This is a genomic window from Streptomyces sp. NPDC000151, assembly GCF_040301705.1.
In the GTDB taxonomy this organism is placed as follows: domain Bacteria; phylum Actinomycetota; class Actinomycetes; order Streptomycetales; family Streptomycetaceae; genus Streptomyces.
On sequence record NZ_JBEPFC010000149.1, the window covers coordinates 1 to 17758 of the forward strand.

Consider the following 17758-nt stretch of genomic DNA (forward strand, 5'->3'; position numbering starts at 1 on the left):
CAGGCCGCGCTCGCCCGGCCCGCGCCGCCGGGCAGGCTGGCCGGCGCGACCGGCTTCTACCCTTCGGGGCACGCCGCGACGGCCGCCGTCGCGTACGGGGCGGCCGCGCTGCTCCTGCTCCCGTACGCGGCCGCCCCGTTGTCCCGCCGCCTGCTGACCACCGCGGCGCTCGTCCTGGTCCTGGCGAACGGCCCGGGCCTGGTCGTCCGCGGCTACCACTGGCCGGTGGACGTCCTCGGCTCGTGGCTGCTCTCGGCGGCGCTGCTCGTCCTCCTCCACGGAGCACTGCACGAAGCGCTGTACGGAGAGGTCATCCGTCGCCGGCGCCCGCCACCCGGGCCGCCGCCTCGTGCAGGGCGAGTTCGAGGACGCCGGGGTCGGTGAGGGTGCCGTCGCCGTCCGGGGTGACGAGCCAGCGGGTGCCGCCGGTGATCCGGCCCGGGTAGGGCACGACGATCCAGGTGCCCAGGCCGGCCCCGCGCACCCCGGTGCCGACCCAGCGGGCCGTCGTGCCCGGCGGGACGAAGAAGCCCATGCGGCAGTCGCCGAAGTCGGCGAGCACGGGGCCGGGGCGGTCCAGGCAGCACGTGAGCACGTCGAGGGTGGGGTACCCCAGCGTTCCGGGGACGATCAGGACGTCCCAGCGCAGCCCGGCCGGGAGCAGGGTCACCCCGAGCGGGCTGCGCTCCCATTCGAAGCGGCAGGCCTCCGGGTCCGGTGCCACCGACACGAGCCATTCCAGGGCACGCTTGTCCCCCGCAGCATCCATGGCTGCCTCCCTCTTTCGCCCGTCGGCCCGTCGGGGCCGCGTTCCGAGAGGGAGAGCGGGAGGCCGCCGCCTCCTTACACGGGTTGATCAGGATCTTGGGGTGTCATGGATCACACCTGACCACTCGGTGGTGCGCGGGCGCGCCGTGTCGGCCCGCCCGCGCCGGGTCCGGACAGCCGGCCGGTCAGCCGGTCGGTCAGCCGGTCGGCCGGTCAGCTGTCGAAGCCCAGCCCCACCTTGTCCATCGCCTTCAGCCAGAGGTTCCGCCGGCCGCCGCGCGCGTCGGCGCGGGACATCGACCACTGGGTGATGCCGATGCCGGCCCAGCGCAGCGGCTCCGGCGGGAACGGCAGCGGCTTCGTGCGGACCATCTCCAGCTCCGTGCGTTCCGTGCGCGCGCCCGAGAGCAGGTCGAGCATGACGTCGGCGCCGAAGCGGGTGGCGCCCACGCCGAGGCCGGTGTAGCCCGCCGCGTACGCGACCCGTCCGGCGTGCGCGGTGCCGAAGAACGCCGAGAAGCGCGCGCAGGTGTCGATCGCGCCGCCCCAGGCGTGGCTGAAGCGGACCTCCTCCAGCTGCGGGAAGTGCTGGAAGAAGTGGCGGGCGAGCTTCTCGTAGGTGGCGGGGTGGTGGTCGTACTCGGCGCGGACGCCGCCGCCGTAGCGGTAGACGATGTCGTAACCGCCCCACAGGATGCGGTTGTCGGCGGTGAGGCGGAAGTAGTGGAAGTGGTTGTTGCTGTCGGACAGCCCCTGGCGGTTCTTCCAGCCGATCGCGGCGAGCTGCTCCTCGGTGAGCGGCTCGGTCATCAGCGCGTGGTCGTAGACCGGGACGATGTACGGGCGCACCCTGCGCACCAGGTTCGGGAAGGCGTTGGTGCCGAGCGCCACGTGGCGGGCGAAGACGCGCCCGTAGGGCGTGCGGACCGCCATGCCGGTGCCGTCGGAGGCCAGGTCGGTGGCGCGGGTGTGCTCGTAGATCCGTACGCCCAGGTCCAGGCACGCCTGCTTCAGGCCCCAGGCGAGGCGGGCCGGGTTGAGCATGGCGACGCCGTCGCGGTTCCACAGGCCGGCCAGGAAGGCCGGCGAGTCGACCTCGGCGCGCACGGCGTCCTGGTCGAGGAGGTCGTACCCGGTGAGGCCGAGGCGGGCGGCGTCCTCGGCGGCCTCGCGGAGCTCGGCGACCTGGTGCGGCTCGGTGGCCAGGTCGATCTCGCCGGTGCGCTCGAAGGCGCAGTCGATGCCGTACCGCTCGACGGCCGCCCCGATGGCATCGAGGTTGCGGGCGCCCAGCTCCTCGAGCTTCTTCAGCTCGCCGGGCCAGCGGGCCAGGCCGTTGCCGAGGCCGTGGGTGAGCGAGGCGGCGCAGAAGCCGCCGTTGCGGCCGGAGGCGGCCCAGCCGATCTCCTGGCCCTCGACGAGGACGACGTCGCGTTCCGGGTCGCGCTCCTTGGCCAGCAGCGCGGTCCACAGGCCGCTGTAGCCGCCGCCGACGACGAGCAGGTCGCACCGCTCGTCGCCGACGAGGACCGGGAGGGCCGCGGGGCGGTCGGGATCGTCCAGCCAGAAGGGGGTGGGGGCGGCGTCCGCGAGCGCCTGGGCGGCCGGTGCGGGCGTCCGGGCGGTCTGCCCGGCGGTGGGGTTCATGGCAGCTCGTGCCATGGTTCTCAGCTCCTCTTACGGCGTCCGGTGAACAATTGTCCGCCCAGTACGCAGAGCACGGCGATGAGGAACATCGCTGTTCCGATGACATTGATCTGAACGGGCGTGCCCCGTTGCGCCGATCCCCAGACGAACATGGGAAAGGTCACGGTGGAGCCCGCGTTGAAATTGGTGATGATGAAATCGTCGAACGAAAGGGCGAAGGAGAGCAGCGCGCCCGCGGCGATACCGGGTGCCGCGATCGGCAGCGTCACCTTCAGGAACGTCTGCACCGGAGTGGCGTAGAGGTCCTGAGCGGCCTGTTCCAGCCGCGGGTCCATGCTCATCACGCGGGCCTTGACCGCGGTGACCACGAAGCTCAGGCAGAACATGATGTGCGCGATCAGGATCGTCCAGAAGCCGAACTGGATGCCCATGTTGAGGAAGAGCGTGGCCAGCGAGGCGGCCATGACGACCTCGGGCATCGCCATCGGCAGGAAGATCAGCGTGTTGACGGACGCGCGGGCGCGGAAGCGGTAGCGGGCCAGCGCGAAGGCGATCAGGGTGCCCAGTACGGTCGCGCCGATCGTCGCCCAGACCGCGATCTGCAGGCTCAGCCCGAGGGAGCCGCACAGGTCGGCGACGCCGCAGGGGTCGGTCCAGGCGTCGGTGGAGAACCGCTGCCACTCGTAGTTGAAGCGCCCGTTCGGCTTGTTGAACGAGAAGACCATCACGATGACGTTGGGCAGGATGAGGTACGCCAGCGTCAGCAGGCCCCCGATCACCACCGCGTTGCGTCGAAGCCAGCGCATCAGACCAGGTCCTCCGTCCCCGACTTGCGGATGTAGATGGTGACCATGGCGAGGATGGCCGCCATGAGGATGAAGGAGAGGGCGGCCGCGGTCGGGTAGTCCAGGACGCGCAGGAACTGCGACTGGATCACGTTGCCGATCATCTTCTGGTCGGTGGAGCCCAGCAGCTCGGCGTTGATGTAGTCGCCGGCGGCCGGGATGAAGGTCAGCAGCGTGCCCGCGACCACGCCGGGCATGGACAGCGGGAAGGTCACCCGGCGGAAGGTGGTGACCGGCTTGGCGTACAGGTCGCCCGCCGCCTCATGGAGCCGGGGATCGATCCGCTCCAGGCAGGTGTAGAGCGGCAGGATCATGAACGGCAGGAAGTTGTACGTGAGGCCGCAGACCACCGCGAGCGGCGTGGCGAGCACGCGGGTGCCTTCAGTGAGGCCGATCGCGCTGGTGACGTCCAGGATGTGCAGCGAGTTGAGGACGCCGACGACCGGGCCGCTGTCGGCGAGGATGGTCTTCCAGGCGAGCGTGCGGATCAGGAAGCTGGTGAAGAACGGCGCGATGACCAGGATCATCACGACGTTGCGCCAGCGGCCCGCCTTGAAGGCGATCAGGTAGGCGAGCGGGTAGCCCAGGACGAGGCAGAGCAGCGTCGCGATGGCGGCGAAGGCCACCGAGCGGACGAACTGCGGCCAGTACTCCCCCAGCGCGTCCCAGTAGGTGGCCACGTGCCAGGTGACCTTGAAGCCCTCTTCGAGGGAGCCGGTCTGGAGCGAGGTGGACGCCTGGTAGACCAGCGGCGCGGCGAAGAAGACCAGCAGCCACAGGATGCCGGGCAGCAGCAGCCAGTAGGGGACGAGCCGCTTACGGGTGGGGGGCTTGCGTACTTCGAGGACGGGCGCGGGCGTCGGCTCCGGCGGCGCCTCGGTGGCGGCGCTCACGCGGCCTCCTCGTCGGCGTCCGCACCGGCGGTGATGTCCTGGTCGGCGGAGAACGCGAAGGTGTGCGCGGGGTTCCAGTGCATGACCACCTCGGCGCCCGGCACCAGCCGGCCGTCGCGCTCGATGTTCTGCTCGTACACGGCCAGTTCGCCGGCGCCCGGGGTCTCGATCACGTACTGCGTGGAGACGCCGATGAAGCCGGCGTCCTTGATGCGGCCCGGCAGCCGGTTGGCGCCCTCCGGTATGGACCCCGCGTCGTCGGCGTGCGCGAGGGTGACCTTCTCGGGGCGGACGCCCGCCAGCACCTTCTCGCCCGTACGGACGCTGCTCGCGGAACATCGCGCGGCGGGCAGCCGCAGCTTGGTGTCCCCGGCCGTCAGCAGCAGCTGGTCGCCGCCCGCCTCGGCGATCTCCGCCGCGATGAGGTTGGAGGTGCCGAGGAAGTTGGCGACGAAGGTGGTGCCGGGGTTCTCGTACAGGTCGGCGGGGGCGCCGAGCTGCTCGACCCGGCCGCCGTTCATCACCGCGACCGTGTCGGCCATCGTCATGGCCTCCTCCTGGTCGTGCGTGACGTGCACGAAGGTGATGCCGACCTCGGTCTGGATGCGCTTGAGCTCCAGCTGCATCTGGCGGCGCAGCTTGAGGTCGAGGGCGCCGAGCGGCTCGTCCAGGAGGAGCACCTGCGGGTGGTTGATCAGGGCGCGGGCCACGGCCACGCGCTGCTGCTGGCCGCCGGAGAGCTGGGTGGGCTTGCGGCGCGCCATGGGGCCGAGCTGTACGAGGTCGAGCATGTCCTCGACCTGCTTCTTCACGGACTTGACGCCGCGGCGGCGCAGCCCGAAGGCGACGTTCTCGTAGATGTCCAGGTGCGGGAAGAGCGCGTAGTTCTGGAAGACGGTGTTCACCGGGCGCTTGTAGGGCGGCAGCGCGGTGACGTCCTTGCCGGCGAGTTCGACGGTGCCGGTGGTGGGCTCCTCCAGGCCCGCGATCATGCGCAGGGTGGTGGTCTTGCCGCAGCCGGAGGCGCCGAGCAGGGCGAAGAAGGAGCCGGCGGGGACGGTGAGGTCGAGCGGCTGGACGGCCGTGAAGGAGCCGTAGGTCTTGCTGATCCCGGTGAGGCGGACGTCGCCGCCGCTGCTGTCGGTCGTCGCGAGGTCGGTCATGTATCAAGTCCCGGGGCGAGTGGTCGGATGGGGGGAAGGGCGAAGGGACCGGTCGGACGGTCAGGCGCCGGTGAGATCGGCGAACTTCTGCGAGAACTCCTTGCTTTCCTTGCCGTCGAGCGCGCGGAAGGTGTGCGACTTGGACGCCATTTCCTCGTCGGGGAGGATCAGCTTGTTGTCCGCCAGCTTCTTGTCGATCTTCGCGAGCTCCTCGCGCACCCCGTCGACCGGGCACACGTAATTGATGTACGCGGCGATCTGCGCGGCCACCTTCGGCTCGTAGAAGTAGTCGATGAGGCGCTCGGCGTTCTCCTTGTGGCGCGCCTTGTTGGGCACCATCAGGTTGTCCGCCGCGGTCGTGTAGCCCGCCTCCGGAATGGCGTACTCGATGTCGGCGTTGTCATTCTGCAGCTGGACGACGTCGCCCGCCCAGGCGAGGCAGGCCGCCAGGTCGCCCTTGCTGAGGTCGTTGAGGTAGTCGTTGCCGGTGAAGCGGCGGATCTGCTTGCTGTCGACCGCCTTCTGGAGGCGGGCGATCGCCGCGTCGAAGTCGTCCGCGGTGACGTCCTCGGGCCGTTTGCCCATGTCCAGCAGGGTCATGCCGATGCTGTCGCGCATCTCGGAGAGGAAGGAGACCTTCCCCTTGAGCTTGGGATCGTCCAGCAGCTGGCCGACGGAGTCGATTTTGCGGCCGCCGGTGGCCTTCTTGTTGTACGCGATGACGGTGGGGACGCCCTGCCACGTGTAGGAGTGGGCGCGCCCGGGATCCCAGTCGGGATTGCGGAACTGCTGCGACAGATTCGTGTAAGCGTGCGGCAGGTTCGCCGGGTTCAGCGGCTGGATCCAGCCGAACCCGATCATCCGCGCGCACATCCAGTCGGTCAGGCAGATCAGGTCGCGCCCGGTGTCCTGGCCGGCCGCGAGCTGCGGCTGGACCTTGCCGAAGAACTCGTCGTTGTCGTTGATGTCCTCGGTGTACTTGACCTTGATGCCGGTGCGCTTCGCGAACGCCTCCAGCGTCGGGTGGTGCTTCTCGTCCTCACTGACGTCGATGTACTCCGTCCAGTTGGAGAAGGCGAGCCACTTCTCCTTCTTGGAGTGGTCCTCGGAGTCGCCGGCGTCGGTACGGGCGGCGGGCGGGATGCCGCAGCCCGTCAGGGCGCCCAGCGCGCCGACCGACAGCAGACCGGCGCCGCTCGCGCGCAGCAGGCCGCGCCGGGTGAGCGCCATCCGGCCGTCGGTCATGCTGCGCCGCATCAGCTTCAGCTCCGCGAGGGAGAGCCGCTCGGGCCGCTCGTTGTGCTCCATACGGTGTGGCCTTTCAGGGGATCGAAGGTGAACCCGGGGGTCAGCCGGTGGAGTCGGACGTGCGCGCGGCCTCAGCCGCGGTCCCCGAAGACGGTGCGGTGCCAGTCCTTCCTGGCCACGCCCGTGATGTCGTACATGACGTGCTTGACCTGCGTGTACTCCTCGAAGGAGTACGCCGACATGTCCTTGCCGTAGCCAGAGGCTTTGTATCCGCCGTGCGGCATCTCGCTGATGATCGGGATGTGGTCGTTGACCCACACGCAGCCGGCCTTGATCTCGCGGACGGCGCGCCCGGTGCGGTACACGTCGCGGCTCCAGGCGGAGGCGGCGAGCCCGTAGGGGGTGTCGTTGGCGAGCGCGATGCCCTCGTCGTCGGTGTCGAAGGGCAGCACGACCAGCACCGGGCCGAAGATCTCGGACTGCACGATCTCGCTGTCCTGCGCGGCGTCCGCGATGAGCGTGGGCCGGTAGTACGCGCCCTTGGCCAGCCCGCCCCGGGGCGCCTCGCCGCCGGTGACGACGGTGGCGTACTTCCGCGCGCGCTCGACGAATTCGGCCACCCGGTCGCGCTGGGCGTGCGAGATGAGCGGGCCGAGGTCGGTGGCCGGGTCGAAGGGGTCGCCGAGCCGTACGGTCGCCATCAGGTCGGCGACGCCGCTGACGAACGCGTCGTACAGCGGGCGCTGGACGTAGGCGCGGGTGGCGGCCGTGCAGTCCTGGCCGGTGTTGATGAGCGCGCCGGCCACCGCGCCGTGCACGGCGGCGTCCAGGTCGGCGTCGTCGAAGACCACGAAGGGGGCCTTGCCGCCGAGTTCGAGGTGGAGGCGCTTGACGGTGGCGGTGGCGATCTCGGCGACCCGCTTGCCGACGGCGGTGGAGCCGGTGAAGGAGGTCATCGCGACGTCGGGGTGGCCGACGAGGTGCTCGCCGGCGTCCCGTCCGGCGCCCGAGACGATGTTGACGACGCCGTCCGGCAGGCCCGCGGCCTGCGCGGCCTGGGCGTACATCACCGAGGTCAGCGGGGTGATCTCGGCGGGCTTGAGGACGATGGTGTTGCCTGCCGCGATCGCCGGGAGGATCTTCCAGCTCGCCATCTGCAGCGGGTAGTTCCACGGCGCGATGGAGCCGACGACGCCGATGGGCTCGCGGCGGACCGAGGAGGTGTGGTCGCCGCTGTACTCGCCGGCCGCCTTGCCCTCCAGGTGGCGCGCGGCGCCCGCGAAGAACGCGGCGTTGTCCACCGAGCCGGGGACGTCGAACTCCCGGCTCAGCTTGATCGGCTTGCCGCACTGCAGCGACTCGGCGTACGCGAATTCCTCGGTCTGCTCTTCCAGTACGGCGGCGAAGCGGTGCAGCGCGTCGGAGCGCTCGCCGGGCGTGGCGCCCGCCCATTCGGGGAGCGCCTGCCGGGCCGCGCCGACGGCCGCGTCCACGTCGGCCGTGCCGGCCAGCTCGTACGTGTACACCTGCTCGCCGGTGGCCGGATCGGTGACGGCCTGGGTGCGTCCGGAGGTCCCCGGGCGCAGCTCTCCCGCGATGAACTGAGCCCCCTGGGCGAATCGTTCGGTGACATCGAATCGCTGATCCATGGCGCTCTCCTCCACCGGCGGCCGGGTTTTCACGGCACTGCCGGGCGTAGCTCTTTCCCGAATTGATGGCCGATCTTGACAGGAAAGGTGGACCCCAACAAGTGATTCCGTTGTTGCCTTTTGGTTACGCGACGGATTCTGCGAAATCCGTCGTTCCGACGCCCGACAGGTTGTCAGTGCCCGCTGACAGAATCCCGGCATGGTGCAGGACCGGGGAAGACCGGAGCGGGGAAGAGCGGGGGCGGCTGGGATGACGGAGGAGACGGGAGTGGCCGACGGGCCGCGATCGGTGGCGGAGCTGTGCGCGGCCCTGGAGTCGGGCGGTAAGCACGAGTACGTGTACTTCTGGGGCCACGCGCCGCGCCGGGACGGCAGCCTCGGGGCGAGCTGCTTCAGCCAGTGGTGGCCCGCGCCCTTCGAGGTGGACGGCGTGCGGTACGCCACGGCGGAGCACTGGATGATGGCCGGCAAGGCGCGGCTGTTCGGCGACCGCCAGGCGTGGCAGCGGGTGCTGCGCGCCGGCCACCCCAAGCAGGCGAAGGACGCGGGCCGTGCCGTGCGCGGCTTCGACGACGAGACGTGGCAGCGCCATCGGTACGACCTGGTGGTCGAGGGGAGCGTGCGGAAGTTCGGGCAGGATGCGGCCCTGCGCGACTATCTGCTGGGCACGGGGCAGCGGGTGCTGGTCGAGGCCAGCCCGCTGGACCGGATATGGGGCATCGGGCTCGCCGCCGACGACGAGCGCGCCGCCGATCCGGCCCGCTGGCAGGGGCTGAATCTCCTGGGCTTCGCGCTGATGGAGGCCCGGCAGCGACTGGCGGCGGAGCGGGGCTGAGCGGCCGGGGCCGACGGGGCGGGGACCGCGGGGGCGGGCCCCGGGGCGGAGGTCAGCGGCCGGGGGCGGGGGCCGCGCTGTAGGTGTCGGAGTAGCCGTCGTAGGTGTCACTGCCGGTGCGGCCGTTGGCCGCGACGACGATCGCGACGATCAGCAGGACGCTCACGAGGACGCCGGCCACGCCGCAGAGGAGACCGGCCAGCGCCATGCCGCCGTTGGTCGCCTCGCCCCGCTTGGCCTTGGCCCGGCCGAGGGCGCCGAAGATGATCCCGAGGACGCCCGTGAGGACACCGAAGAGGAGGGTGAGGCTGGAGAGGATGCTGAGAATGCCGAGGACGAGCGCGGCGATGCCCATGCCGTTGTTCGGCTGCCCGGGCCAGCCGGCCTGCGTACCGGGCCCGCCGGGCACGAGGCCGTAGGGGGCGGGGCCGGGTATGCCTGGGCCGGATATGCCGTATGCGGAGTGGTGGGGCTGAGTGCCGTACGGCTGGGGCCCGTAGTACGGCTGCGGCTGCTGGGGATACGGCGTTCCGTACCCGGTCTGCGGTCCGGCGGGCGCGGGGCCCGGGGCGGGGGCGTGGCCGGGAGCCGAGGCGTGGCCGGGGGCGGGCGGTGGGGCGGGGACGGCGAAGCCGGCGCCCGCGGTCTGCTGGTCGTGCGCCGACGTGCCGTACGGCGGCAGGCCGTGCGCCCCCGTGTCCGGCCGGTGCGGCGGCACTCCGTCCGCGGGCGGCGGCGCCCACGGGTCAAGCGGCTCGGGCTGCTGACTGTCGGACATGGCTCTCCCCCATTGGCTGCGCTCCATGCTAAGACCCGGCCACGCCCGACGGCCCCGCGGCCGTGCTCCCCAACGGCCCCGCGGCCACGCGCTCCCCGGCGGCCCGGCCGCCGTACGGCCCGGCACCCGCCCAACGCCCGGCGCCCCCGCCCACGCCGCATACGATGACGACCGACCGACACCACGACCGACCGGCACCCCGCCGCCCAGGAGGCACCGTTGTCCGACCTCGACGCATTCATCGCGGGCCTGCCCAAGGCGGAGCTGCACGTCCACCACGTCGGCTCGGCCTCCCCGCGCATCGTCGCGGAGCTGGCCGCCCGGCACCCCGACTCCAAGGTGCCCACCGACCCCGAAGCGCTGGTGGACTACTTCACCTTCCGCGACTTCGCGCACTTCATCGAGGTCTACCTCTCGGTCGTGGACCTGATCCGCGACGCCGAGGACGTGCGCCTGCTGACGTACGAGGTCGCCCGCGACATGGCCCGGCAGAACATCCGCTACGCCGAGCTGACCATGACCCCGTACAGCTCCACCCGCCGCGGCATCCCGGACGCCGCGTTCGTCGAGGCGATCGAGGACGCCCGCAAGTCCGCCGAGTCGGAGCTCGGCGTCGTGCTGCGCTGGTGCTTCGACATCCCCGGCGAGGCGGGCCTGGAGTCGGCGGAGGAGACCGCGCGCATCGCCTGCGGCCTCAAGCCCGAGGGCCTGGTCTCCTTCGGCCTCGGCGGACCCGAAATAGGGGTACCGCGCCCGCAGTTCAAGCCGTACTTCGACCGCGCCATCGCCGAGGGCCTGCACTCCGTGCCGCACGCCGGCGAGACCACGGGCCCCGAGACGGTGTGGGACGCGCTGACCGAGCTGCGCGCCGAGCGCATCGGCCACGGCACCAGCTCCGTACAGGACCCGAAGCTGCTGGCCCACCTCGCGGAGCACCGCATCCCGCTGGAGGTCTGCCCGACGTCGAACATCGCCACCCGCGCGGTCCGCACCCTCGACGAGCACCCGGTCAAGGAGATGGTGGCCGCCGGGGTGCTGGTGACGATCAACAGCGACGACCCGCCGATGTTCGGCACGGACCTGAACACCGAGTACGGCGTGGCCGCGCGGCTGCTGGAGCTGGACGAGGCGGGCCTCGCCGCGCTGGCGAAGAACGCCGTCGAGGCGTCCTTCATGGACGCACCGGCCAAGGCCCGCCTCGCCGCGGAGATCGACGCGTACACCACTTCCTGGCCCCGCTGACCCTCGGCCCTCCTCCGCTCCCTTCCGCTCTCTTCCGCCACAACGGCCGGATCTGCCCGGGTCATATCCGGCCGCACGCGCCTACCCTTCCGATGACGTGTACACGTACATCGGGAGGTGGCGTGGCCCAAGAAGACTCCTGGCTGAGGCGGCACGGCCCCGAAACGCTCGGCGGGGCCCTGATCCTGGCCGTGGTGACCACGGTCCTCACGGTGGGCATCCCGCTGCTGGCGGGCGACGACGAGAAGCAGGCACAGGGCAGCGGCAACGGCCCGCCGGCACCGACGGCGGCGGTCCGGACCGAGCCGCCGTCCTGCACGATGAACGACTGCGCGGGGCTGGAACCGGACGACACCCGCTGTGACGCGGGCGCCGTGACGCTGGCCGACGACTGGTCGGGCCCGCTGCACGTCTCGGTCCGCTACAGCCCCGCCTGCAAGGCCGTCTGGGGCAAGCTCACCGGAGCCGAGGTGGGCGACACGATCGAGATCGCCGTCTCGCCCACGAAGAAGGAGCGCCGGGCGGTCCGTACCGGGCACACCCAGTTCACGCCCATGCTCCCGGCCGGCCGGACCTTCTCCGCCGAGGCCGCCGGCACGAGTGTCAAGGGCGACCCCGACCACGACATCCCGGCCGGGCACCGGCTCCCGGTCGGCGCCGACCAGAACGACGTCCCCCCGGCCTGAGAGCCGGTGTCCGACCCCTCTCACAACCCCACGATCGCGTTCCACTCCTTCGCGAGTTCGGGGCGCTCCTGGGCGCCGATGTCCCGGGCGATGGCGAGCCGGCCGCGCATGCCGTCGTCCGGGAAGATCAGCGGGTCCTCGGCCAGCGCGGCGCTCTCCTTGTCCTTGGCGGAGGCCAGCACGTCGCGCGCGGCCGGCACCGGGCAGACGTAGTTGACCCAGGTGGCGAGCTCGGCGGCGACCTCCGGCTCGTAGTAGTAGTCGACGAGCCGTTCGGCGTTGCGCTTGTGCGCGGCGAGGTCGGGGATCATCAGGCTCTCCGACCACAGCTCGGCGCCCTCTTCGGGGACCACGAACTCGATGTCGGGGTTGTCGGCCTTGAGCTGGATGACGTCGCCGGAGTACGCCTGCGCGGCCAGCACGTCCCCCGAGGAGAGGTCCTTGATGTAGTCGTTGCCGGTGAAGCGGCGGATGTGCTTCGTGCGGACGAGCGCCGCGACCCGGTCGGTCATCCGGTGGAAGTCGTCCGCCGTCCAGCGCGTGATGTCCACGCCCTCACCCTGCATGAGCAGCGCGAACGCCTCGTCCATGCCGGCCAGCAGGGTGACCCGGCCCTTCAGATCGTCCGCCCACAGGTCGCCGGTGTGCTTGATCTCCCGGCCGAGCTTCTTGCGGTTGTACGCGATGCCGGTGATCCCGGACTGCCAGGGAACGCAGTGCTTGCGGCCGGGGTCGAAGGGCGGCTTCAGCAGCAGCGGGTCGAGGTGTTTCGCCACGTTCGGCTGGCGGGACCGGTCCATCTCCTGCACCCAGCCGAGCCGGACGAAGCGCGAGCACATCCAGTCGCTGATGACGATGAGGTCGCGGCCGGTGGTCTGGTGGTTCATCAGCGCCGGGCTGATCTTCCCGAAGAACTCGTCGTTGTCGTTGATCTCCTCGGTGTACGTCACCGAGATGCCGGTGCGCCGCTCGAAGGCGTCGAGCGTGGGGCGGCGCTGCTTGTCGTGGTCGTCGACGTCGATGTACAGCGGCCAGTTGGCGAAGGGGAGGGACTTGTCGGCCGCCGAGCGGTCGGCGGCGGCGCGCGCCCCGGGCCGTACGTAGGCCGCGGGCACCCCGCACCCGGCCACCGCCGCCAGGAATCCGACCGTACCGACACCTCTGAGCAGCGCACGCCGCGAAAGACGATCCATGTGAGGACTCTCATGCGTCGCGGGCCGGGGCGGCAACAGACAGATCGTCTGCCGCCGGGCCCCGGCCCGCGACGGTGTGTCAGGTGCCCCGCACGGCACCGGACTTGTGGCCGACCGTCGGGTGGTCGGCCTTTGCCGACCGCCCTGGTGGTCAGCCCTCCAGCGAGGTCATGACGTGCTTGATGCGGGTGTAGTCGTCGAAGCCGTAGGCGGAGAGGTCCTTGCCGTAGCCGGACTTCTTGAAGCCGCCGTGCGGCATCTCGGCGACGAGCGGGATGTGGGTGTTGATCCACACGCAGCCGAAGTCGAGCTTCTTGGACATCCGCATGGCGCGGCCGTGGTCCTTGGTCCACACCGAGGACGCGAGCGCGTACTCCACACCGTTGGCCCACTCGGTGGCCTGGTCCTCGTCGGTGAAGGACTGGACGGTGATGACCGGGCCGAAGACCTCCTGCTGGACGATCTCGTCGTCCTGCTTGAGGCCGGAGACGACGGTCGGGGCGAAGAAGTAGCCCTTCTCGCCGACCTGCTGGCCGCCGGCCTCGATCTTGGCGTGCGCGGGGAGGCGCTCGATGAAGCCCTTGACCTGCTTGAGCTGGTTGGCGTTGTTCAGCGGGCCGTAGAGCACGTCCTCGTCGTCGACCGCGCCGGTCTTGGTCTCCGCCGCGGCCTTGGCGAGCGCGGCGACGAACTCGTCGTGGATGGACTCCTGGACGAGCACGCGGGTGGCGGCCGTACAGTCCTGGCCGGCGTTGAAGTAACCGGCGACGGAGATGTCCTCGACGGCCTTGGCGATGTCGGTGTCCTCGAAGACCACGACCGGGGCCTTGCCGCCCAGCTCCAGGTGGACCCGCTTGAGGTCCTTGGAGGCGGACTCGGCGACCTGCATGCCGGCGCGCACGGAGCCGGTGATGGAGGCCATCGCCGGGATGTGGTGCTCGACCATCAGGCGGCCGGTCTCGCGGTCACCGCACACGACATTGAACACGCCGCGCGAGTGGCCCAGCTCGTCCAGCACGCTGCCGATGATGTCGCCGATCAGGACCGTGGACGCCGGGGTGGTGTCCGAGGGCTTGATGACGACGGTGTTGCCCGCCGCCAGGGCCGGCGCGAACTTCCACACGGCCATCATCATCGGGTAGTTCCAGGGCGCGACCTGCGCGCAGACGCCGATCGGCTCGCGCCGGATGATGGAGGTCAGGCCCTCCATGTACTCGCCGGCCGAGCGGCCCTCCAGCATCCGGGCCGCACCCGCGAAGAAGCGGATCTGGTCCACCATCGGCGGGATTTCCTCGGAGCGTACGAGGGCGATCGGCTTGCCGCAGTTCTCGGACTCGGCGGCGATCAGCTCCTCCGCGCGCTCCTCGAAGCGGTCGGCGATCTTCAGGAGCACCTTCTGGCGCTCGGCGGGGATCAGGTCGCGCCATGCCGGGAAGGCCGCCTCGGCGGCGGCCATCGCGGCGTCGACATCGGCGGCCGCGGACAGCGGCGCTGTGGCGTACACCTCGCCCGTCGCCGGGTTGACCACGTCCGTGGTGCGGCCGTCGGCGGCGTCCCGGAACTCCCCGTCGATGTAATTGCGCAGACGACGCAGTTCGGTGGTCACGTGCGACCCCTCCTGTCAGGTGTCCGGTGTCTGATGACCGGTGTCTGGTGTCCGGTGGATGAGATGCCCACCCTAACCATGCGAGCCCCGTTTTCGACATACCCACGCGCCAGTAACAACGAATTTCGTGGCATGACCTTCAGTGAACAACTGATTTCGGCGAATCGGGCTTGCGCGACGGACGATGCTGGTGCACAGTGAGGGACGTGGCCACTCGTGACAGAAACGGCACTCCGTCGATCGACTCCGTCTCCCTGGCGATCATTGAGCAGCTCCAGGAGGACGGGCGTCGTCCGTACGCCGCGATCGGCAAGGCCGTGGGCCTGTCCGAGGCGGCCGTACGGCAACGCGTACAGAAGCTGCTCGACCAGGGTGTGATGCAGATCGTCGCCGTCACCGACCCCCTCACGGTCGGTTTCCGGCGGCAGGCAATGGTCGGAATCAACGTCGAAGGCGACGTCGACAACGTGGCAGAAGCCCTCACGGGCATGTCCGAGGTCGAGTACTGCGTCGTCACCGCCGGTTCCTTCGATCTGCTGATCGAGGTCGTCTGCGAGGACGACGATCACCTCCTGGACGTCATCAACAAGCGCGTCCGCACGCTTCCCGGCGTGCGATCCACCGAAAGCTTCGTCTACATGAAGCTGAAGAAGCAGACCTACACCTGGGGAACGCGATAACCATGAGCGCCGACCTTTCGAAGACGGCGTACGACCACCTGTGGATGCACTTCACCCGCATGTCGTCGTACGAGAACGCCCCCGTGCCCACCATCGTTCGCGGTGAGGGCACCAACATCTACGACGACAAGGGCAAGCGCTACATCGACGGCCTCGCGGGCCTCTTCGTGGTCAACGCCGGCCACGGCCGCGTCGAGCTCGCCGAGACCGCGTACAAGCAGGCCCAGGAGCTCGCCTTCTTCCCGGTGTGGTCCTACGCCCACCCGAAGGCCGTCGAGCTCGCCGAGCGCATAGCGAACTACGCCCCGGGCGACCTGAACAAGGTCTTCTTCACCACCGGCGGCGGCGAGGCGGTCGAGACCGCCTGGAAGCTCGCCAAGCAGTACTTCAAGCTCACCGGCAAGCCGATGAAGCACAAGGTGATCTCCCGCGCGGTGGCCTACCACGGCACCCCGCAGGGCGCCCTGTCGATCACCGGTCTGCCCGGCCTGAAGGCCCCCTTCGAGCCGCTGGTCCCCGGCGCGCACAAGGTGCCGAACACCAACATTTACCGCGCTCCGATCCACGGCGACGACCCCGAGGCCTTCGGCCGCTGGGCCGCCGACCAGATCGAGCAGCAGATCCTCTTCGAGGGTGCCGAGACCGTCGCCGCGGTCTTCCTGGAGCCGGTGCAGAACGCCGGTGGCTGCTTCCCGCCGCCGCCCGGGTACTTCCAGCGCGTCCGCGAGATCTGCGACCAGTACGACGTGCTGCTCGTCTCCGACGAGACGATCTGCGCCTTCGGCCGCCTCGGCACGATGTTCGCCTGTGACAAGTTCGGCTACGTGCCGGACATGATCACCTGCGCGAAGGGCATGACCTCGGGCTACTCCCCGATCGGTGCCTGCATCATCTCCGACCGCCTGGCCGAGCCGTTCTACAAGGGTGACAACACCTTCCTGCACGGCTACACCTTCGGCGGTCACCCGGTCTCCTCGGCCGTGGCGCTGACGAACTTCGACATCTTCGAGCGCGAGGGCCTGAACAAGCACGTCCTCGAGAACGAGTCGAACTTCTACTCCACGCTGCAGAAGCTGCACGACCTGCCGATCGTCGGCGACGTCCGCGGCAACGGCTTCTTCTACGGCATCGAGCTCGTCAAGGACAAGGTCACCAAGGAGTCCTTCACCGACGAGGAGACCGAGCGCGTCCTGTACGGCTTCCTCTCCAAGGCGCTGTACGACGCCGGTCTGTACTGCCGCGCCGACGACCGCGGCGACCCGGTCATCCAGCTGGCCCCGCCGCTGATCGCCGACCAGACCGTGTTCGACGAGATCGAGCAGATCCTGCGCGGCGTCCTCAAGGAGGCGTGGACCAAGCTCTGATCCGCGGTACCGAGCCGTCCCTCCGGCCCTCACCGGGGGGAAGGGGCGGAGCGGGGCCACGGACCCCGCTCCGCCCGACACGCTCGGCGGTCCGTGACGGGGTTCCGCACAGGGATCTCGAATAACGGAAGAAACGGCGGCCGAGGTCACTCATATCCAGCCATATGAGTGAACCTCGGCCGTCTTCCGTGCTGACCGGTGAATGGCGGGACCCGGCAGTACCTACCGTGCTTGTGACCGATACCCTCCATGGTCGTTCACCCGGTCAGGGGAACGAGGACGCGAGCGAGCACGAGGTGCGCAGATGGTGGCCCCGCCCGACAACGACGTTCTATGGGCTCGCGGACTGCACCACGCCCACGGTCAGAGCCCCGCACTCACCGGCATCTCCCTCGGTGTGCGCGAGGGCGAGATCCTTGCCGTCACCGGTCCGCGCGGCTGCGGCAAGACCACGCTCCTGGAATGCCTTTCCGGGCAGCTCGTCGCGGACAGCGGCGAGGTCTGGTTCAACAGTCATCCGGTCCACACCCTCTCCGCGACCAGCCGCGAACGGCTCCGGCTGGACCGCTTCGGCTGGATCGGCACCGAGCCCCGGCTGGTCCCCGAGCTGACCGCCTGGGAGAACGCGGCCCTGCCCCTCCTCGTACGGGGCGAGGGCCACCGCGCGGCCAAGCAGGCCGCCACCGAGTGGCTGGAGCGGCTGGACGTGGCGCAGTGCGCCAAGCAGCGGCCCGCGGCCCTGGACCGGGCGCAGCAGCAGCGGGTGGCCGTCGCCCGGGCGCTGGCCACCGCCCCGCAGGTGCTCTTCGCCGACGAGCCGACCGCGCCGCTGCACCGCGCGGACGCGGCCCAGGTGCTCCGTACGATCGTCAACGCGGCCCGCAGCCACGCCCTCAGCGTGGTGCTGGCCACCCAGGAAGCGGAAGCGGCGACGCTCGCCGACCGCACGATCGCCCTGCTCGACGGCCGGCGGGCCGGCGCCGCACAGGCCGAGGGCCCCGCCGAGACGGAAGGCAGGGAAGAGTGCTCGCTCTCCGTCTAGCCCGGGGCGCACGCCCGGCGGTGCAGCTGCGCCGCCTGCTGGTCGTCGCGGCGGCGGCCGGCACGGCCTTCCTGCTGCTGGCCACGCTCGGCCACGCCGTCGACGCGCCGCGCGGCGAG

At 70.5% G+C, this 17758-nt stretch carries 17 protein-coding genes; 7 read left to right on the forward strand and 10 right to left on the reverse strand.

Annotated features, from left to right (window positions below; translation table 11 throughout):
* The coding region (locus ABT381_RS29515; RefSeq protein ID WP_351599630.1) for a phosphatase PAP2 family protein at positions 1 to 384 on the forward strand (384 nt) is incomplete at its 5' end.
* Here ABT381_RS29515 and ABT381_RS29520 read toward each other — a convergent pair.
* The 7 genes from ABT381_RS29520 to ABT381_RS29550 form a co-directional block, all read right to left on the reverse strand.
* The gene (locus ABT381_RS29520) at positions 311 to 769 is read right to left on the reverse strand and encodes a hypothetical protein (protein WP_351599631.1); all 459 of its coding nucleotides are present in this window, start codon (positions 767 to 769) and stop codon (positions 311 to 313) included. The two genes, ABT381_RS29515 and ABT381_RS29520, sit on opposite strands and share 74 nt — an antisense overlap.
* A 212-nt stretch (positions 770 to 981) precedes the next feature.
* Entirely contained in the window at positions 982 to 2430 is a 1449-nt protein-coding gene (locus ABT381_RS29525) for an NAD(P)/FAD-dependent oxidoreductase (RefSeq protein WP_467754721.1), read from the reverse strand.
* A gap of 5 nt (positions 2431 to 2435) precedes the next feature.
* The gene (locus ABT381_RS29530; protein WP_351599632.1) at positions 2436 to 3221 is read right to left on the reverse strand and encodes an ABC transporter permease; all 786 of its coding nucleotides are present in this window, start codon (positions 3219 to 3221) and stop codon (positions 2436 to 2438) included.
* Entirely contained in the window at positions 3221 to 4153 is a 933-nt protein-coding gene (locus ABT381_RS29535) for an ABC transporter permease (protein WP_351599633.1), read from the reverse strand. Before ABT381_RS29535 ends, ABT381_RS29530 begins: the two co-directional genes overlap by 1 nt.
* Positions 4150 to 5316, reverse strand: a complete 1167-nt coding sequence (locus ABT381_RS29540; protein ID WP_351599634.1) for an ABC transporter ATP-binding protein — start codon at positions 5314 to 5316, stop codon at positions 4150 to 4152. The genes ABT381_RS29535 and ABT381_RS29540 overlap by 4 nt, the downstream gene beginning before the upstream one ends.
* 60 nt (positions 5317 to 5376) lie before the next feature.
* The gene (locus ABT381_RS29545) at positions 5377 to 6624 is read right to left on the reverse strand and encodes a polyamine ABC transporter substrate-binding protein (RefSeq protein ID WP_351599635.1); all 1248 of its coding nucleotides are present in this window, start codon (positions 6622 to 6624) and stop codon (positions 5377 to 5379) included.
* A gap of 71 nt (positions 6625 to 6695) precedes the next feature.
* On the reverse strand, positions 6696 to 8213 hold the full coding sequence (locus ABT381_RS29550) for a gamma-aminobutyraldehyde dehydrogenase (RefSeq protein WP_351599636.1): 1518 nt from the start codon (positions 8211 to 8213) through the stop codon (positions 6696 to 6698).
* Positions 8214 to 8463: 250 nt separating this feature from the next.
* Here ABT381_RS29550 and ybiA point away from each other — a divergent pair, with 250 nt between their 5' ends.
* Positions 8464 to 9048 carry a riboflavin biosynthesis intermediates N-glycosidase gene (gene ybiA / locus ABT381_RS29555; protein WP_351599637.1) on the forward strand — a complete coding sequence of 195 codons (585 nt, stop codon included), beginning with the start codon at positions 8464 to 8466 and terminating at the stop codon, positions 9046 to 9048.
* Positions 9049 to 9100: 52 nt separating this feature from the next.
* On the opposite strand, the gene ABT381_RS29560 is transcribed toward ybiA, so the two are convergent.
* Positions 9101 to 9826: a DUF4190 domain-containing protein gene (locus ABT381_RS29560; protein ID WP_351599638.1), complete on the reverse strand. Its 726-nt coding sequence runs from the start codon at positions 9824 to 9826 to the stop codon at positions 9101 to 9103.
* A 219-nt stretch (positions 9827 to 10045) separates the two neighbouring features.
* Between ABT381_RS29560 and ABT381_RS29565 the strand changes: the two genes are divergently transcribed.
* Together ABT381_RS29565 and ABT381_RS29570 are read left to right on the forward strand one after the other, a co-directional pair.
* Positions 10046 to 11068: an adenosine deaminase gene (locus ABT381_RS29565; protein WP_351599639.1), complete on the forward strand. Its 1023-nt coding sequence runs from the start codon at positions 10046 to 10048 to the stop codon at positions 11066 to 11068.
* Positions 11069 to 11190: 122 nt separating this feature from the next.
* Positions 11191 to 11754 (forward strand): DUF2690 domain-containing protein, encoded by a 564-nt coding sequence (locus ABT381_RS29570; protein ID WP_351599640.1) that lies wholly within the window; start codon positions 11191 to 11193, stop codon positions 11752 to 11754.
* Between the two features lie 20 nt (positions 11755 to 11774).
* Here the strand turns inward: ABT381_RS29570 and ABT381_RS29575 are convergent, their stop codons facing one another.
* Together ABT381_RS29575 and ABT381_RS29580 are read right to left on the reverse strand one after the other, a co-directional pair.
* Positions 11775 to 12947 carry a polyamine ABC transporter substrate-binding protein gene (locus tag ABT381_RS29575; protein ID WP_351599641.1) on the reverse strand — a complete coding sequence of 391 codons (1173 nt, stop codon included), beginning with the start codon at positions 12945 to 12947 and terminating at the stop codon, positions 11775 to 11777.
* Positions 12948 to 13098: 151 nt separating this feature from the next.
* Positions 13099 to 14553 (reverse strand): gamma-aminobutyraldehyde dehydrogenase, encoded by a 1455-nt coding sequence (locus ABT381_RS29580; RefSeq protein ID WP_351599642.1) that lies wholly within the window; start codon positions 14551 to 14553, stop codon positions 13099 to 13101.
* Positions 14554 to 14759: 206 nt separating this feature from the next.
* Between ABT381_RS29580 and ABT381_RS29585 the strand changes: the two genes are divergently transcribed.
* From ABT381_RS29585 to ABT381_RS29595, 3 genes are all read left to right on the forward strand, one after another.
* Complete coding sequence (locus ABT381_RS29585) at positions 14760 to 15233, forward strand: Lrp/AsnC family transcriptional regulator (protein ID WP_351599643.1); 474 nt, start codon at positions 14760 to 14762, stop codon at positions 15231 to 15233.
* Positions 15234 to 15235: 2 nt separating this feature from the next.
* Positions 15236 to 16597, forward strand: coding sequence for an aspartate aminotransferase family protein (locus ABT381_RS29590; protein WP_351599644.1), 1362 nt, complete (start codon positions 15236 to 15238; stop codon positions 16595 to 16597).
* Between the two features lie 304 nt (positions 16598 to 16901).
* Positions 16902 to 17639, forward strand: coding sequence for an ABC transporter ATP-binding protein (locus ABT381_RS29595; RefSeq protein ID WP_351599645.1), 738 nt, complete (start codon positions 16902 to 16904; stop codon positions 17637 to 17639).
* Positions 17640 to 17758 lie beyond the last annotated feature (119 nt).

Bases quoted from the DNA above. Each gene is read 5' to 3' on its own strand.
- ABT381_RS29520 (WP_351599631.1), bottom strand. From the start codon at position 769: ATGGATGCTGCGGGGGACAAGCGTGCCCTGGAATGGCTCGTGTCGGTG.
- ABT381_RS29525 (WP_467754721.1), bottom strand. From the start codon at position 2,430: ATGGCACGAGCTGCCATGAACCCCACCGCCGGGCAGACCGCCCGGACG.
- ABT381_RS29530 (WP_351599632.1), bottom strand. From the start codon at position 3,221: ATGCGCTGGCTTCGACGCAACGCGGTGGTGATCGGGGGCCTGCTGACG.
- ABT381_RS29540 (WP_351599634.1), bottom strand. From the start codon at position 5,316: ATGACCGACCTCGCGACGACCGACAGCAGCGGCGGCGACGTCCGCCTC.
- ABT381_RS29545 (WP_351599635.1), bottom strand. From the start codon at position 6,624: ATGGAGCACAACGAGCGGCCCGAGCGGCTCTCCCTCGCGGAGCTGAAG.
- ABT381_RS29550 (WP_351599636.1), bottom strand. From the start codon at position 8,213: ATGGATCAGCGATTCGATGTCACCGAACGATTCGCCCAGGGGGCTCAG.
- ybiA (WP_351599637.1), top strand. From the start codon at position 8,464: ATGACGGAGGAGACGGGAGTGGCCGACGGGCCGCGATCGGTGGCGGAG.
- ABT381_RS29560 (WP_351599638.1), bottom strand. From the start codon at position 9,826: ATGTCCGACAGTCAGCAGCCCGAGCCGCTTGACCCGTGGGCGCCGCCG.
- ABT381_RS29575 (WP_351599641.1), bottom strand. From the start codon at position 12,947: ATGGATCGTCTTTCGCGGCGTGCGCTGCTCAGAGGTGTCGGTACGGTC.
- ABT381_RS29590 (WP_351599644.1), top strand. From the start codon at position 15,236: ATGAGCGCCGACCTTTCGAAGACGGCGTACGACCACCTGTGGATGCAC.
- ABT381_RS29595 (WP_351599645.1), top strand. From the start codon at position 16,902: ATGGTGGCCCCGCCCGACAACGACGTTCTATGGGCTCGCGGACTGCAC.